The 14820-nt window shown below is 55.3% G+C and carries 13 protein-coding genes; 8 read left to right on the forward strand and 5 right to left on the reverse strand.

Annotated elements, in window-relative coordinates:
- Positions 1-94: 94 nt before the first annotated feature.
- The 3 genes from OQV00_RS01625 (at position 95) to livJ (ending at position 4111) form a co-directional block, all read left to right on the forward strand.
- On the forward strand, positions 95-1360 hold the full coding sequence (locus OQV00_RS01625) for a 4-aminobutyrate--2-oxoglutarate transaminase (protein ID WP_004868558.1): 1266 nt from the start codon (positions 95-97) through the stop codon (positions 1358-1360).
- A 145-nt stretch (positions 1361-1505) separates the two neighbouring features.
- Entirely contained in the window at positions 1506-2750 is a 1245-nt protein-coding gene (locus OQV00_RS01630; RefSeq protein ID WP_004868557.1) for an aromatic amino acid transport family protein, read from the forward strand.
- 257 nt (positions 2751-3007) lie between these two features.
- The gene (gene livJ / locus OQV00_RS01635) at positions 3008-4111 is read left to right on the forward strand and encodes a branched chain amino acid ABC transporter substrate-binding protein LivJ (protein ID WP_015585591.1); all 1104 of its coding nucleotides are present in this window, start codon (positions 3008-3010) and stop codon (positions 4109-4111) included.
- Positions 4112-4255: 144 nt separating this feature from the next.
- Here the strand turns inward: livJ and panM are convergent, their stop codons facing one another.
- Entirely contained in the window at positions 4256-4639 is a 384-nt protein-coding gene (gene panM / locus OQV00_RS01640) for an aspartate 1-decarboxylase autocleavage activator PanM (protein WP_004868553.1), read from the reverse strand.
- A 422-nt stretch (positions 4640-5061) separates the two neighbouring features.
- Here panM and livK point away from each other — a divergent pair, with 422 nt between their 5' ends.
- From livK to livF, 5 genes are read left to right on the forward strand one after another with little or no spacing between them, the layout of a single operon-like run.
- Positions 5062-6171, forward strand: coding sequence for a high-affinity branched-chain amino acid ABC transporter substrate-binding protein LivK (gene livK, locus OQV00_RS01645; RefSeq protein WP_004868551.1), 1110 nt, complete (start codon positions 5062-5064; stop codon positions 6169-6171).
- A gap of 53 nt (positions 6172-6224) precedes the next feature.
- Entirely contained in the window at positions 6225-7151 is a 927-nt protein-coding gene (livH, locus tag OQV00_RS01650; RefSeq protein ID WP_004868550.1) for a high-affinity branched-chain amino acid ABC transporter permease LivH, read from the forward strand.
- Complete coding sequence (livM, locus tag OQV00_RS01655; protein WP_004868547.1) at positions 7148-8425, forward strand: branched chain amino acid ABC transporter permease LivM; 1278 nt, start codon at positions 7148-7150, stop codon at positions 8423-8425. The genes livH and livM overlap by 4 nt, the downstream gene beginning before the upstream one ends.
- A complete protein-coding gene (gene livG, locus OQV00_RS01660; protein ID WP_004868546.1) occupies positions 8422-9189 on the forward strand; it encodes a high-affinity branched-chain amino acid ABC transporter ATP-binding protein LivG in 768 nt (255 codons plus the stop codon). Before livM ends, livG begins: the two co-directional genes overlap by 4 nt.
- A gap of 2 nt (positions 9190-9191) precedes the next feature.
- Positions 9192-9905 carry a high-affinity branched-chain amino acid ABC transporter ATP-binding protein LivF gene (gene livF / locus OQV00_RS01665; protein WP_004868545.1) on the forward strand — a complete coding sequence of 238 codons (714 nt, stop codon included), beginning with the start codon at positions 9192-9194 and terminating at the stop codon, positions 9903-9905.
- A gap of 44 nt (positions 9906-9949) precedes the next feature.
- On the opposite strand, the gene OQV00_RS01670 is transcribed toward livF, so the two are convergent.
- The 4 genes from OQV00_RS01670 to OQV00_RS01685 form a co-directional block, all read right to left on the reverse strand.
- Positions 9950-11545 (reverse strand): UxaA family hydrolase, encoded by a 1596-nt coding sequence (locus OQV00_RS01670; protein WP_266279749.1) that lies wholly within the window; start codon positions 11543-11545, stop codon positions 9950-9952.
- Positions 11546-11578: 33 nt separating this feature from the next.
- Complete coding sequence (locus OQV00_RS01675; protein ID WP_015585594.1) at positions 11579-12889, reverse strand: MFS transporter; 1311 nt, start codon at positions 12887-12889, stop codon at positions 11579-11581.
- Between the two features lie 18 nt (positions 12890-12907).
- Complete coding sequence (locus tag OQV00_RS01680) at positions 12908-13807, reverse strand: dihydrodipicolinate synthase family protein (RefSeq protein WP_266279752.1); 900 nt, start codon at positions 13805-13807, stop codon at positions 12908-12910.
- Between the two features lie 228 nt (positions 13808-14035).
- Positions 14036-14803 carry an IclR family transcriptional regulator gene (locus tag OQV00_RS01685; protein ID WP_048022881.1) on the reverse strand — a complete coding sequence of 256 codons (768 nt, stop codon included), beginning with the start codon at positions 14801-14803 and terminating at the stop codon, positions 14036-14038.
- Between the last annotated feature and the right edge of the window lie 17 nt (positions 14804-14820).

Here is a 14820-nt window from a genome sequence, read left to right on the forward strand (position 1 = left end):
TGGTACTCGATTATAGGGCCAACTCCTGTGTAAATAAACGACATAGTTTCGAGATTGTTGCGATAACGTGACACACATGACAGGAGATTCGAGGGTGAAAAGTTCAGAACTGAATCAACGTCGCCAGCAGGCGACGCCGCGCGGCGTAGGCGTAATGTGCAATTACTTTGTTGAGAAGGCGGAGAATGCCACGCTGTGGGATGTGGAAGGTAACGAGGTGATTGATTTTGCTGCGGGAATCGCCGTGCTCAATACCGGCCATCGCCACCCGAAAATTGTTGCCGCCGTCGCGCAGCAGCTGGAGGCCTTTACCCATACGGCGTATCAGATTGTCCCTTACGAAAGCTATGTTTCGCTGGCGGAGCGCATTAACGCGCTGGCGCCGGTCGATGGCCCGGCCAAAACCGCTTTCTTCACCACCGGTGCGGAAGCCGTAGAAAATGCGGTGAAGATTGCCCGCGCTTATACCGGCCGTCCGGGGCTGATTACTTTTGGCGGCGGCTTTCACGGGCGTACCTTTATGACCATGGCGCTGACCGGTAAAGTCGCGCCTTACAAAATCGGTTTTGGACCGTTCCCTGGTTCGGTTTATCACGGGGTATACCCGAATGCTGCCCACGGCATCACCACCGATGAGGCGATGAAAAGCCTTGAGCGTATCTTTAAAGCCGATATTGCCCCGGACCAGGTGGCGGCAATTATCCTCGAGCCGATTCAGGGCGAAGGCGGTTTTAACGTCGCGCCAGCGGAGTTTATGCAGGCGCTGCGTACGCTGTGTGATACCCACGGCATCCTGCTGATTGCCGATGAAGTGCAGACCGGTTTTGCCCGCACCGGCAAGCTGTTTGCTATGCAGCATTACGATGTGAAGCCGGACCTGATGACGATGGCGAAAAGCCTTGCCGGCGGTTTCCCGCTGTCAGGCGTAGTGGGGCGCGCCGAGGTGATGGATGCGCCGGCGCCGGGCGGACTGGGCGGCACCTATGCCGGTAACCCGCTGGCGGTCGCCGCGGCTCATGCGGTCCTTGACGTCATTGAAGAAGAGCAGCTGTGTCAACGTGCGGAACAGCTTGGCAGCCACCTGAAAGAGGTGCTGAATCAGGCGCGCGAGTATTGTCCGGCGATTGTTGATGTTCGCGGCCAGGGCTCAATGGTTGCCGTGGAATTTAACGATCCGCAGACCGGCGCGCCGTCACCGGAGTTCACCCGCCACATTCAGCAAAAGGCTCAGGAAAATGGTCTGCTGCTGCTGAGCTGCGGCGTCTATGGCAACGTTATCCGTTTCCTGTATCCGTTAACTATCCCCGATGCGCAGTTTACAAAAGCGCTGGATATTCTGGCGCGCGTCCTGAAGGGATGATGTGCCCGACTCCTGTGCGGCGGCAGGGAAGCCAGATAAAACAGGATGCCGCACACGAGTTTTCATACTCAGCGTGAGTGGTTTATCACCCTGATATCACCTTTTTTCCGGCGGCGCCTGTCGCCGGAATAAAACGGAAAATATTATGTCTGAACATTCCACCTTTTCCTCGGTTCTCACCAGCCGGGAGCGTACCGCTGTACCTGCAAAATCCCTTAGCTTCGTGGAAGGGGTCTCGATGATCGTCGGCACCAATATCGGTGCCGGGGTTCTGTCTATCGCCTATGCGTCCAGCAAGGCCGGCTTTTTACCGCTGTTGTTCTGGCTGGTGGTGGTCGGCAGCCTGACGACGGTCACCATGCTGTATGTCGCAGAATCGACGCTGCGCACCCGTAAGCATTTACAGCTGAGCGGGCTGTCGCATCGCTATGTCGGGCGCTTCGGGGCGCTGATGATGTTCCTGTCGGTTTGCGTGAACAGCATCGGCGCGCTGACGGCCTATATGACCGGAAGCGGTAAGCTGCTGCATTCGCTGTTCGGTATCTCTCCGGCGCTGGGGAGCGCGCTCTTTTTTATCCCGGCGGCAGGCGTGCTTTATCTCGGGCTGAAGGCCATCGGGCGAGGTGAAAAATTCATCAGTATCGGCATGGTGGTCATGATCGCCGTGCTGGTGGCGGCGACGCTGCTCAAAGAGACGACCCAGGTCCGCTATCTGCTCGACGGCAACTGGCTGTATATGGTGCCGGTGTTCAACGTGGTCGCATTCTGTTTCTCGGCGCAGTATATCGTTCCGGAAATGGCCCGCGGGTTTGCGGATAAGCCGGAGAAATTGCCGAAAGCCATTATGGTGGGAATGGGGCTGACTTTCTGCCTGCTGGCGCTGGTCCCGCTGTCGGTGATCGCCCTGAGCGGGCTGGATAATATTTCCGACGTGGCGACGATCTCCTGGGGCAGGGCGCTCGGTGAGTGGGCCTTTTTCTCCGCTAACCTGTTTGCCCTGTGTGCGATGCTGACTTCTTACTGGGGTCTGGGGGGAAGTTTCCTGACGAATATTTTCGATCAGTTCCGCCTCGGCAACGATGAGCAACCGCGCAAGCGCCTGATGGTGCTGACTATCGTGGCCATCCCTCCATTTATTCTGGCATACAGCGGCATGGTGTCGTTTGTGAATGCACTCTATTTTGCCGGCGTCTTTAGCGGCGTGATTTTATCCATCATGCCGATTCTGATGCTCAAAGGCGCCCGGCAGCGCGGTGATATCACGCCAGGCTGGAGCTGTCCGCCGCTGATAACCCATCCGCTGATCCAGACCTTCATTGTGTTGCTTTACCTGTGTAGCGCCGTTTACGCGATAGCTTCCGCATTGGGCTACCTGCCCGCCGGTTGGTAATCTGGCGCCTGACTCCACCGCGTCCGGTTCATCCTGACGCGGTTTTTTATTTGTCACTTATCTGTTACATAACCCGCAATTTTGTCATTTCAAATTCTCCTGAATGGCGGTATGTTTAGCATAGTGTGCTGCAAAAGCGCAGGCGGCAGACCTAAAAGTAGACGTCATATGCTTTATTTGTGACTTAAATTAGAATAATGCGCTAACAAACAACATCACAACAAATGCAAAAAACCATAATAATGGGGAGCCTCAGGATGAACATGAAGGGTAAAGCGCTACTGGCAGGATGTATCGCCTTAATTATGAGCAATGCCGCGCTGGCGGAAGATATCAAAATTGCCGTGGTTGGCGCGATGTCTGGCCCGGTGGCACAGTACGGTGACCAGGAGTTTACCGGTGCTGAGCAGGCGGTTGCCGATATTAACGCGAAGGGTGGGATCAAAGGCAATAAGCTGCAGATCGTGAAATATGATGATGCCTGCGACCCGAAACAGGCGGTGGCCGTCGCCAACAAGGTGGTTAACGATGGCATTAAGTACGTTATCGGCCATTTGTGCTCGTCCTCTACCCAGCCGGCGTCCGATATCTATGAAGACGAAGGCATTCTGATGATCACCCCGGCTGCGACAGCGCCGGAGCTGACCGCCCGCGGCTATAAAATGATTCTGCGTACCACCGGTCTCGATTCTGACCAGGGGCCGACGGCGGCGAAATACATTATTGAGAAGGTTAAACCTCAGCGCATCGCTATCGTGCATGACAAACAGCAATATGGTGAAGGTCTGGCGCGTGCGGTGCAGGATGGTCTGAAGAAGGGCGGCGCTAACGTGGTGTTCTTTGACGGCATCACCGCCGGGGAGAAAGATTTCTCTACCCTGGTTGCGCGCCTGAAGAAAGAAAACATCGACTTCGTCTATTACGGCGGCTACCACCCGGAAATGGGGCAGATTCTGCGTCAGTCCCGCGCGGCAGGTCTGAAAACGCAGTTTATGGGACCGGAGGGCGTCGCCAACGTCTCCCTGTCTAACATTGCCGGTCAGTCTGCGGAAGGCATGCTGGTCACGAAACCGAAGAACTATGACCAGGTCCCGGCGAACAAACCGATTGTTGACGCGATCAAAGCGAAGAAACAGGATCCGAGCGGCGCCTTCGTCTGGACAACCTACGCGGCAATTCAGTCGCTGCAGGCGGGCCTGAATCAGTCCGAAGACCCGGCGGCGATCGCGAAATACCTGAAGGCCAACTCTGTCGATACCGTTATGGGGCCGCTCTCCTGGGATCAGAAAGGCGACCTGAAAGGCTTCGAGTTCGGCGTGTTTACCTGGCATGCCGATGGCACGGCGACCGACGCCAAATAATTTAACCTTCGCCTTTCACGCTACAGGTGCGTTGGCTGCGCTCCTCAACCCCGGTCGCTTACTTATGTAAGCTCCCGGGGATTTCACAGCTTGCCGCCTCCCTGTAGCGCGAAATTCCCGGTTAAATCAATGACCGCTTTGTTTTTAATGCTTTTCCCAACCGCCGTCCCGGGCGCTGAAGCCTAGCGCTTGCATAAACGCTGACATGACGCGGTGGTCTTCAATTCCGGTATCGGCCATCCGCCAGCGACCGATTTCTGGATTTCTTTGCAGCACTTCTTCCACCAGATACTGCCCGACGCCGCGCCGACGAGTGACTTCGCGTACGCACAGCGCGCTGAGCTCGCCTTCATTGCCACGTAGCGTGACGCGCACGGCACCCAGCAGACGCTCGTTAAAGCGGGCGGCGTAAATTCGGTGACGATCGTCCAGAGGGATATCGTCGGGATCCTGCGACGGCCAGATTTTCCCTAAGTCGATGCGATCCTGATCGCTGAAAAGTGGTAATCGAATAATGGTCAGTTTCATGCGCGACAAGTCCAGTCAAAACGGATGGGGCAGTGTACCCAAATTTGCTGTCGGAAGGGGCGCTGTTTTTTATCCATTCATTAGGGGATTCGTTCTTCTGGTGAGTGCAGATTAGAGCAATCCGTCATGGATCGAAAAATAAGCAGAATTTTAACCTAATGTGCAGCGTTTTATTCCGCCTTATGTATCGTTATTTTATGCTGTGAAGAGGACTTTTTTTTGTTTATCTTCGCTTTAATACAGAATATTATCTTTGCTTAATCGCCTGAAAAATAGAGATTTTAATCTCAATTCAGGCAAAAAACATCGCTAAACCATTAAAGATAATGGTAAAAGTAGCGTTGTTTAATAAAAGCACAGAATGCTTTTTAACCATAAAAATACAAAATATTTACACCACATCACGAACGGGGTTCTGAAGCATGAAAAGGAACGCAAAAACCATTATTGCGGGATTCGTTGCACTGACGATGTCTCACGCGGTCATGGCTAAGGATATTAAAGTTGCCGTGGTCGGTGCGATGTCCGGCCCGGTAGCTCAGTGGGGCGACATGGAGTTCAACGGCGCGCGGCAGGCCATTAAAGACATTAACGCGCAGGGCGGAATTAAAGGCGATAAGCTGGTTGGCGTTGAGTTCGACGATGCCTGCGACCCGAAACAGGCCGTGGCGGTAGCGAACAAAATTGTTAATGAAGGCATCAAGTACGTTATCGGCCATCTGTGTTCCTCTTCTACCCAGCCGGCGTCCGATATCTATGAAGATGAAGGTATTCTGATGATTTCTCCGGGCGCGACGAACCCGGAACTGACCCAACGCGGCTATCAGTACATCATGCGTACCGCTGGCCTGGACTCCGCACAAGGGCCGACCGCCGCCAAATACATCCTGGAAAAAGTGAAACCGCAGCGTATCGCCATCATCCATGACAAACAGCAGTATGGCGAAGGTCTGGCGCGATCCGTCCAGGAGAGCCTGAAGAAAGGCAAGGCGAATATCGTCTTCTTTGATGGCATCACCGCCGGAGAGAAAGATTTCTCCGCGCTGCTGGCACGCCTGAAAAAAGAAAATATCGACTTCGTTTATTACGGCGGCTACTACCCTGAAATGGGGCAAATGCTGCGTCAGGCTCGCTCCGTGGGGCTGAAAACCGTCTTTATGGGACCCGAAGGTGTCGGCAACGCGTCGCTGTCAAATATTGCCGGCGCAGCAGCGGAAGGCATGCTGGTAACAATGCCGAAACGCTATGACCAGGATCCGGCGAACAGCGCTATCGTTGAGGCGCTGAAAACAGAGAAGAAAGATCCGAGCGGTCCGTATGTCTGGATCACCTATGCTGCCGTGCAGTCATTGGCGCAGGCGATGGACAGGAGCAGCAGCCAGGAGCCGCTGGACTTAATCAAAGATCTGAAAGCTCACGGGGCGAAAACCGTGATTGGGCCGCTGAATTGGGACGAAAAAGGCGATTTGAAGGGATTTGAGTTTGGTGTCTTCCAGTGGCATGCGGATGGATCATCCTCTGTCGCAAAATAAGATGCGTTATCCCACCGCCCGTGTGAAGCGGGCGGCATGAAAAAGGTTACCTTATGTCCGAGCAGTTTCTCTACTTTCTGCAGCAGATGTTTAACGGCGTCACGCTGGGCAGTACCTATGCGCTGATCGCCATCGGCTATACGATGGTGTACGGCATTATCGGCATGATTAACTTCGCCCATGGCGAGGTATACATGATTGGCAGCTACGTCTCCTTCATGATCATCGCCGCCCTCATGATGATGGGGATTGATACCAGCTGGCTGCTGGTGGCCGCCGGGTTTATCGGGGCGATTATTATCGCCAGCGCCTACGGCTGGAGCATTGAACGCGTGGCCTACCGACCGGTGCGCAGCTCCAAGCGCCTGATTGCGCTGATTTCCGCCATCGGGATGTCGATCTTCCTGCAAAACTACGTCAGCCTGACGGAAGGTTCGCGCGATATCGCGCTGCCGAGCCTGTTTAACGGCCAGTGGATTATCGGGAGCAGCGAAAACTTCGCCGCCACCGTCACCACGATGCAGCTGGTGATTTGGGTCGTGACTTTTGTTGCGATGCTGGCACTGACGCTGTTTATCCGCTATTCACGCATGGGCCGCGCCTGCCGCGCCTGTGCAGAAGACCTCAAAATGGCGAGCCTGCTCGGTATCAATACCGACCGGGTGATTGCGTTGACGTTTGTTATCGGCGCGGCAATGGCGGCGGTCGCGGGCGTACTGCTGGGCCAGTTCTACGGCGTTATCAACCCGTATATCGGCTTTATGGCCGGGATGAAAGCCTTTACCGCTGCGGTACTGGGCGGCATCGGCAGCATTCCTGGCGCGATGATCGGTGGCCTGATTCTGGGCATCGCCGAAGCGCTCTCGTCTGCCTACCTCAGTACGGAATATAAAGACGTCGTCTCCTTTGCCCTGTTGATTCTGGTGCTGTTGGTGATGCCTACCGGCATTCTGGGTCGTCCGGAGGTCGAGAAAGTATGAAACCGATGCATATTGCTATGTCGCTGCTGTCCGCGGCGATGTTCTTTGTCCTCGCCGGCGTGTTTATGGGTGTGCAGCTGGAGCTGGACGGCACCAAACTGGTGGTGGATACCGCAGCCGATATCCGTTGGCAGTGGATCTTCATCGGCACCGCGGTGGTCTTCTTCTTCCAGCTGATGCGTCCGCTGTTCCAGAAAACCCTGAAAAACGTCTCCGGGCCGAAGTTTATTATGCCGGCCATCGACGGTTCGACGGTCAAGCAGAAGCTGTTCCTGCTCGCACTGCTGGTTATCGCCGTGGCGTGGCCGTTTATGGTGTCGCGCGGGACGGTGGATATCGCCACGCTGACCATGATCTATATCATTCTCGGTCTCGGGCTTAACGTGGTGGTGGGGCTGTCCGGTCTGCTGGTGCTGGGTTATGGCGGCTTCTATGCCATCGGTGCCTACACCTTTGCGCTGCTGAACCACTATTACGGTCTTGGCTTCTGGACCTGTCTGCCGCTGGCAGGGCTGGTATCCGCAGCCGCGGGCTTCCTGCTGGGGTTCCCGGTGCTGCGTCTGCGCGGCGACTATCTGGCGATCGTCACGCTTGGCTTCGGCGAAATCGTCCGTATTTTGCTGCTTAATAACACCGAAATCACCGGTGGCCCCAACGGCATCAGCCAGATTCCAAAACCGACGCTGTTTGGCCTTGAGTTTAGCCGCAGCGCCCGCGAAGGCGGCTGGGATACTTTCAGTAACTTCTTTGGCCTGAAGTACGACCCGGGCGATCGGGTGATTTTCCTCTACCTGGTGGCGCTGCTGCTGGTCGTGCTGTCGCTGTTTGTGATCAACCGCCTGCTGCGTATGCCGCTGGGACGCGCATGGGAAGCGTTGCGTGAAGACGAAATTGCCTGCCGCTCGCTGGGCCTTAGCCCTACGCGCATCAAGCTGACCGCCTTTACCATCAGCGCCGCGTTTGCCGGCTTTGCCGGTACGCTCTTCGCCGCGCGCCAGGGCTTTGTCAGTCCGGAATCCTTCACCTTTGCCGAGTCGGCTTTCGTGCTGGCGATTGTGGTTCTGGGTGGAATGGGCTCGCAGTTTGCGGTGATTCTCGCCGCGGTGCTGCTGGTGGTATCGCGCGAGCTGATGCGTGATTTCAACGAATACAGCATGCTGATGCTGGGTGGGTTGATGGTACTGATGATGATCTGGCGTCCGCAGGGTCTGCTGCCGATGACGCGTCCGCAGCTGAAGCTGAAAAAAGGTCAGGCGAAAGGAGAGCAGGCATGAGTCAGCCATTATTATCCGTCAGCGGCCTGATGATGCGCTTTGGCGGCCTGCTGGCGGTCAACAACGTGTCGCTGGAGCTGCACCCACAGGAGATCGTGTCGCTGATCGGTCCTAACGGCGCCGGGAAAACCACGGTCTTCAACTGCCTGACCGGTTTTTATAAGCCGACCGGCGGGACCATCATGTTGCGCGATCAGCACCTGGAAGGGTTGCCGGGTCAGCAAATCGCCCGGATGGGCGTTGTTCGTACCTTCCAGCACGTGCGTCTGTTCCGCGAAATGACGGTGATTGAAAACCTGCTGGTGGCGCAACATCAGCAGCTGAAAACCGGGGTCTTCTCCGGGTTGTTGAAAACCCCGGCCTTTCGTCGCGCGCAGAGCGAAGCCCTGGATCGTGCCGCTACCTGGCTTGAGCGTATCGGCCTGCTGGAACATGCGAACCGTCAGGCGAGCAATCTGGCCTACGGTGACCAGCGGCGTCTGGAGATTGCCCGCTGCATGGTCACCCAGCCGGAAATCCTGATGCTGGATGAACCCGCTGCGGGTCTGAACCCGAAAGAGACCAAAGAGCTGGACGAGCTGATCGCCGAGCTGCGCAGTCATCACAACACCACCATCCTGCTGATTGAGCACGATATGAAGCTGGTGATGGGCATTTCCGATCGTATTTATGTGGTAAACCAGGGCACGCCGCTGGCTAACGGTACGCCGGAAGAGATCCGCAATAACCCGGATGTGATCCGCGCATACCTTGGTGAGGCATAAGTATGGAAAAAGTGATGTTATCTTTTGACAACGTAAGCGCCCACTACGGCAAGATTCAGGCGCTGCATAACGTCAGTCTGCATATTAATCAGGGGGAAATCGTGACCCTGATTGGCGCCAACGGCGCGGGGAAAACCACGCTGCTGGGTACCCTGTGCGGCGACCCGCGCGCCAGCAGCGGGAAGGTGGTGTTTGACGGTAAGGATATTACCGACTGGCAGACCGCGAAAATCATGCGCGAAGCGGTGGCGATTGTCCCGGAAGGGCGGCGCGTCTTCTCGCGTATGACCGTTGAGGAGAATCTGGCGATGGGCGGTTTTTTTGCCGATCGAGACCAGTTCCAGACCCGCATCAAATGGGTTTATGAACTGTTCCCGCGCCTGCTTGAACGCCGTATTCAACGTGCGGGCACCATGTCCGGCGGCGAGCAGCAGATGCTGGCGATTGGTCGGGCGCTGATGAGCCAGCCGCGCCTGCTGCTGCTTGATGAGCCCTCTCTGGGACTGGCGCCGATCATCATCCAGCAGATTTTCAACACCATCGAACAGCTGCGCGAGCAGGGGATGACCATCTTCCTTGTCGAGCAGAACGCCAACCAGGCGCTGAAACTGGCTGACCGCGGCTATGTGCTGGAAAACGGCCACGTCGTGCTGGAAGACACCGGCGATGCGCTGTTGGCTAACGAGGCGGTGCGTAGCGCCTATCTGGGCGGATAGTGAAGATAAAACGCCCGGCATCTGCCGGGCGTTTTACTTGGCTCCTACAGCTCCAGAGAGCGTTTCCACAGCATAAAATCATATTGTTCGAGCGCATCCGCTTTGGTATGCCAGCTTCCGCTGGCGGTGGCGATGATTTTCTCGAACAGGCCGTCAGCGATATCCGCCAGCGGCGTACCTTCGATAATCGGCCCGCAGTCATAATCGATAATATCCGGCATCTTTTTGGCCAGCGCGGTGTTGGTTGAAACTTTGAGAACCGGAACGATAGGGTTCCCTGTCGGCGTACCTAACCCGGTTGAGAAGATCACCACGTTGCACCCGGCCGCGACCAGGCCCGTTACCGCGTCCACATCGTTGCCCGGCGTGCAGACCAGCGAAAGGCCGCTTTCTCCCATCGGTTCGGCATAGTCGCATACCGCGCTAACCGGCGCTCTGCCGCCTTTTTTCGCCGCGCCGGCGGATTTTATCGCGTCAGTGATCAGCCCATCGGCAATGTTTCCCGGGCTGGGGTTATCGGCGATGGTGGTGCCGAAGAAGTTCGCGACATGTTCATAGTTTTTCATCAGCGACAGAAACTTCTCTTTCAGTTCGCGGGTCGCGCAACGTTGAACGATATCCCCTTCCGCGCCGCACAGCTCGGGGAATTCCGCCAGCCCCGACGCGCCGCCGAGGGCGACAAGGCGGTCTGACACTTCGCCCATCGCCGGGTTTGCGCTGATCCCCGAGAACCCGTCAGAAGCGCCGCACTTGACGCCGATTTTCAGATGGGAGAGCGGGACGTCCTGCCGCTCGGCGACGGGGGCTTCGCGGATCGCGTTATAGGTTTCGGTCAACGCATCCTGCATCATTTTTTCTTCGCTACTCCAGTCCTGCTGCCTGAAGTAAATAATCGGTTTGCTGAAGTTTGGGTTACGCTTCGCCAGCGCGGCGTTGAAATCAACAATTCGCGCTTTTTCACAGCCGAGAGCAAAAACCGTCACGCCAAGAACGTTGGGATGATCGGAATAGGCGGCCAGCACGTCGCACATCGTCATGCTGTCCGAGGTGGCGCCGCCGCAGCCGGAATTAACGGTAATACAGCGAATACCGTCAAGATGCGGAAAGGGCAGATGCCGGGTATCGTTTAAAGCCCCTGCCGATGTCACCTGGCGAGCAAAATTTTTCAGGCCGTTATTGGCGTAGCCAAGGGCGTCGTTCAACGCATCGGTGACGCGCTGAACGTTGCGGTTTTCACAGAATACCAGCGGAATGACCAGCCAGTAGTTCGCGGTGGCGACCCGGCCATCTTCACGCACGATTCCCTTAAACGTCCGCTTTTGCCAGGCGGAAACATCCGGCTGCTGCCAGTCATAGGGGGCGACATCGTCAAGCGTAACCGGGGCCGCGTAGTGTTTGATATTCTCCGTTGTGATGGCTTCGCCCCGGGTGATGGGGCGCGTCGCTTTACCGACCGGTACGCCATACAGCGAAACGATATCGCCGGGCGCAATATCCTCGGTGGCAAATTTATGTTTGGCTTTGACATCGCTACGCAGAACGTAGGCCTCATCGTTCCAGTGAACCCGCTGTTCTTTGCGTAAGTCCTGCAGCGCAACGATTAAGTTATCAGTAGGGTCAATCTTTAAGATGGTCTGCATGTTATTTATCCTTTGTTATAGGCGCATCAGGACTTAGTGATGAGTGACCGCAACGCCGTTTGTCGCTTTTCTGCCGGCAAGAGCGGCAATAAGCAGCGCACAGCAGATGGTAATCAGCGACAGTGCGACCAGGCCCGCCGAATCGTTGCCGAAGAAGGTATCGACCTCAACGCGAATGAGCGGCGCCAGGAAGCTACAAAACGCGCCCATGGTGGTGCAAAAGCCGATACTGGCGGCCAGCGCCGAGCCTGACACAATCTGCGCCGGGAAAGTCCAGAAAATGGGTTGCACGGAGAGAAAGCCGATGGCCGACAGCGACAGCGCGGCAATGGCGAGCACCGGGCCGGACCAGGCAGAAACAAACAGCCCCAGCGCCGCAGCCAGCATACAGATGACCGAAATCAGTACCCGGCGAGCCGGCATTTTGTCCGCCAGACGCGGAATGTAATAGACGCCGACGGCGGAGCAGGCCCATGGAATGGCGGCGACCAGCGACTCTTTAAAGCCGAGCGTGGAACCCATTAGCGAGGCGACTTGCGAAGGCAGGAAGAACATCAGTCCGTACACGCTGATCTGGATGGTGCCGTAGATCAGCGCCAGGTGCCAGACTTTAAGGCTTTTCAGCGCGGTACCGACGCTGCTGGTTTCCGTCTGCCTCTGCTCCTGCTGTAGCTGGGCAGTCAGCGCCTTTTTCTCTTCTTCGTTCAGGAAGCGCGCTTTGGCCGGCGTATCGTCGAGCCAGAACCAGGCGAAGATCCCCATGATGACCGCCGGAATGCCTTCAATGAAGAACATCCAGAACCAGCCGGGTTTACCGAGGAAGCCGTGCATTTCCAGAAGCGCGCCGGAGATGGGCGAGCCTAAGGTCAGCGCCAGCGGTACGCCGAGTACGAAGATACCGACTACGGATGCGCGAACTTTATTGGGAAAGTAGATGGAGGCCAGCAGCAGAATACCGGGATAAAAACCGGCTTCGCCTAATCCCAGTAAAAAGCGCAGGACAATAAACTGGGTTTCCGTCTGTACCAGTCCGGTGAGGGCAGAGAGGACGCCCCACAGAACGGTGGTGATACTTAACCATTTTTGCGCGCCAATTTTATTCAGAATCAGGTTCGCAGGAATGCCAAACAGCGCATAGGCGGCGAAAAAGATCCCCGCCCCGAGGGCGAAGGCGGAATTGGAGAGCCCAATATCCACCTGCATCGCCTCTTTGGCGAATCCCACGTTCACCCTGTCGATAAAGGCGATGAAGTACAAAATAAACATCAGTGGCACCAGGCGCTTCCATGATTTGGTAATCGCGGAATTGAGGGCCGGATTGTCGTAAGCTGTGATGGTTTTCATAATACCTCCGCGTGGGGGTCAGGCATTAATTTCAATACCAGCGCGGGAAAGTATCCGCAGAATACTTTCGGTCTGGCAGGTGGCGAGCGAGCTAAACGGTGCTGTGCAGCGGTCGGACTGAATAATTCCGCGCAGCTGTAGCGCTTTTTTAAATGTTGGAATGAACGGATCGTTAACCGCGTAAATATCCATTAACCCATCCACTTTTTGCTGATACCGCGAAATTTTCTGCAAATCGTTATCGCTAAATGCCTGCATCCAGTCGCGGAATATTTCAGGGCAAATATTGGATAACCCGCCGATACATCCATCGCCCCCCGCCAGGACATTGTGCGCGAAGTTATTGTCATAACCGGCATAGACTTCAAAATACGGTAGTTCAGATTTTACCTGGCGAATCACCTGCGACGTATGATTGGTGTCCGGAATGGTGTCTTTAAGACCGACAATGTTTGGGAACTCTCTGGCGAGTCGTAAACAGACCTCTGGCGAGACGCAATAGCCGGTACGTTCCGGGAAGTTATAAATAAATATTTTGGCGGCGGTGCGGCGAGCTATCTGGCTATAAAATGTATAAATGCCTTCATCAGTCAGGCGGAAGTACCACGGGCTGATAATCATGACGCCATCCAGTCCGCACTCATCTGCATAGTTTGCCAGCTCTACGCACTCGTCAATATCCATGCGGCTGGTACCTGCATAGGCCTTTATTCCCTCGCGCGGGAACTCTGCCGCCATTTGAATGACCTGACGGGATGTTTTCATATCCAGCGAGAAAAACTCACCGGTACTACCCATGACGACAAATCCCGATACGCTGCTTTTAATGAAATCGTACAGGCGAAAGCTGCCTTCAGGATCCAGCCTGCCCTGCTCATCAAAAACCGTTATTGCCGGGGTGATGTAACGACTTTGCATATTAAACCTCTTTGTTGTTCGTATATACAAACAGCGTCTGTATTTGCGATTAAGCATAAGTAAACACGCCATCGACGTGAAGTCAAATGGCGCCAAAGTCGTGCGGATAATTGATTAACTCAATGAATAGATGGGGAATTATGCAGAATAGTCGGGCGCCACGGTGGATCATTAAATATCGGCATTGTGTGGGTAATCACAATTCCGAAGGCGCCGTTGGCAAATAAATCAGTAATTTTTAATATCAGGCAGCTTATTCAGCACGCTTTCGATACGACCCTTGGCCTCTTTTAGCGCATGAATAACCTGCTGCGTTTTTTCATCGCTGGCGCGGAAAGAAGGCAATGAGACGCTGATCGCCGCCAGAATAATGCCTTTCTGCTGCAGGGGGACGGCGAAGCAGATGGTATCGTCGTTGATTTCCCGATCGTCCATGGCATAACCGTTGGCGGCGACCATATCCAGCTGCTGACGAAGCTGGGCCATATTCGTTACGCTGCGGGCGGTAACGCAAGGAAAACCCTGCGGATAGAGCTCCAGTATCTCTTCGTCACGATGCTTATGCAGCAGCGCCTTGCCCAGGGCGGAACAGATCGCCGGAAGGCGAGTTCCTACCTTAGAGACCAGCTGCACGGTTTGATCGCCCTGGACTTTATCAACATAAAGTACCCAGGCATCATCCAGAATGCCGAGCTGGCAAACTTCGTTGCATTCATTGACCACCGCGTGCATTTCGCTATTGATCGTTTTCAGCCAGAACTCTTTTTCCACCGTTGAGCTGGCCAGAACCGCGCAGGAGATCCCCAGAGTGTAAATCCCGTTGCGAGCGTCGTGACTGATATATTTGCGATACTGCAGTGATTTGAGGATCGGGAAAATGGTTCCCTTGGCGATATCCGTTTTGAGCGATAGCTCGGAAAGCGTCATTCCATCCGCGTTGGCTAAGGTTTCCAGAATGAGCAAAACGCGCTCGGTAGGTTTATGAAGCGTCTTCATATTTTTTCCTTTTGACG

It is taken from the genome of Klebsiella sp. DY2415, assembly GCF_026314315.1.
GTDB classification, from domain to species: Bacteria; Pseudomonadota; Gammaproteobacteria; order Enterobacterales; family Enterobacteriaceae; genus Klebsiella; species Klebsiella ornithinolytica.

What these genes read in the sequence shown, in the direction of transcription:
- OQV00_RS01675 (WP_015585594.1), bottom strand. Translation starts at nt 12,889, where the DNA reads ATGAAAACCATCACAGCTTACGACAATCCGGCCCTCAATTCCGCGATT.
- OQV00_RS01630 (WP_004868557.1), top strand. Translation starts at nt 1,506, where the DNA reads ATGTCTGAACATTCCACCTTTTCCTCGGTTCTCACCAGCCGGGAGCGT.
- OQV00_RS01680 (WP_266279752.1), bottom strand. Translation starts at nt 13,807, where the DNA reads ATGCAAAGTCGTTACATCACCCCGGCAATAACGGTTTTTGATGAGCAG.
- livJ (WP_015585591.1), top strand. Translation starts at nt 3,008, where the DNA reads ATGAACATGAAGGGTAAAGCGCTACTGGCAGGATGTATCGCCTTAATT.
- panM (WP_004868553.1), bottom strand. Translation starts at nt 4,639, where the DNA reads ATGAAACTGACCATTATTCGATTACCACTTTTCAGCGATCAGGATCGC.
- livM (WP_004868547.1), top strand. Translation starts at nt 7,148, where the DNA reads ATGAAACCGATGCATATTGCTATGTCGCTGCTGTCCGCGGCGATGTTC.
- livG (WP_004868546.1), top strand. Translation starts at nt 8,422, where the DNA reads ATGAGTCAGCCATTATTATCCGTCAGCGGCCTGATGATGCGCTTTGGC.
- OQV00_RS01670 (WP_266279749.1), bottom strand. Translation starts at nt 11,545, where the DNA reads ATGCAGACCATCTTAAAGATTGACCCTACTGATAACTTAATCGTTGCG.
- livF (WP_004868545.1), top strand. Translation starts at nt 9,192, where the DNA reads ATGGAAAAAGTGATGTTATCTTTTGACAACGTAAGCGCCCACTACGGC.
- OQV00_RS01685 (WP_048022881.1), bottom strand. Translation starts at nt 14,803, where the DNA reads ATGAAGACGCTTCATAAACCTACCGAGCGCGTTTTGCTCATTCTGGAA.
- livH (WP_004868550.1), top strand. Translation starts at nt 6,225, where the DNA reads ATGTCCGAGCAGTTTCTCTACTTTCTGCAGCAGATGTTTAACGGCGTC.
- livK (WP_004868551.1), top strand. Translation starts at nt 5,062, where the DNA reads ATGAAAAGGAACGCAAAAACCATTATTGCGGGATTCGTTGCACTGACG.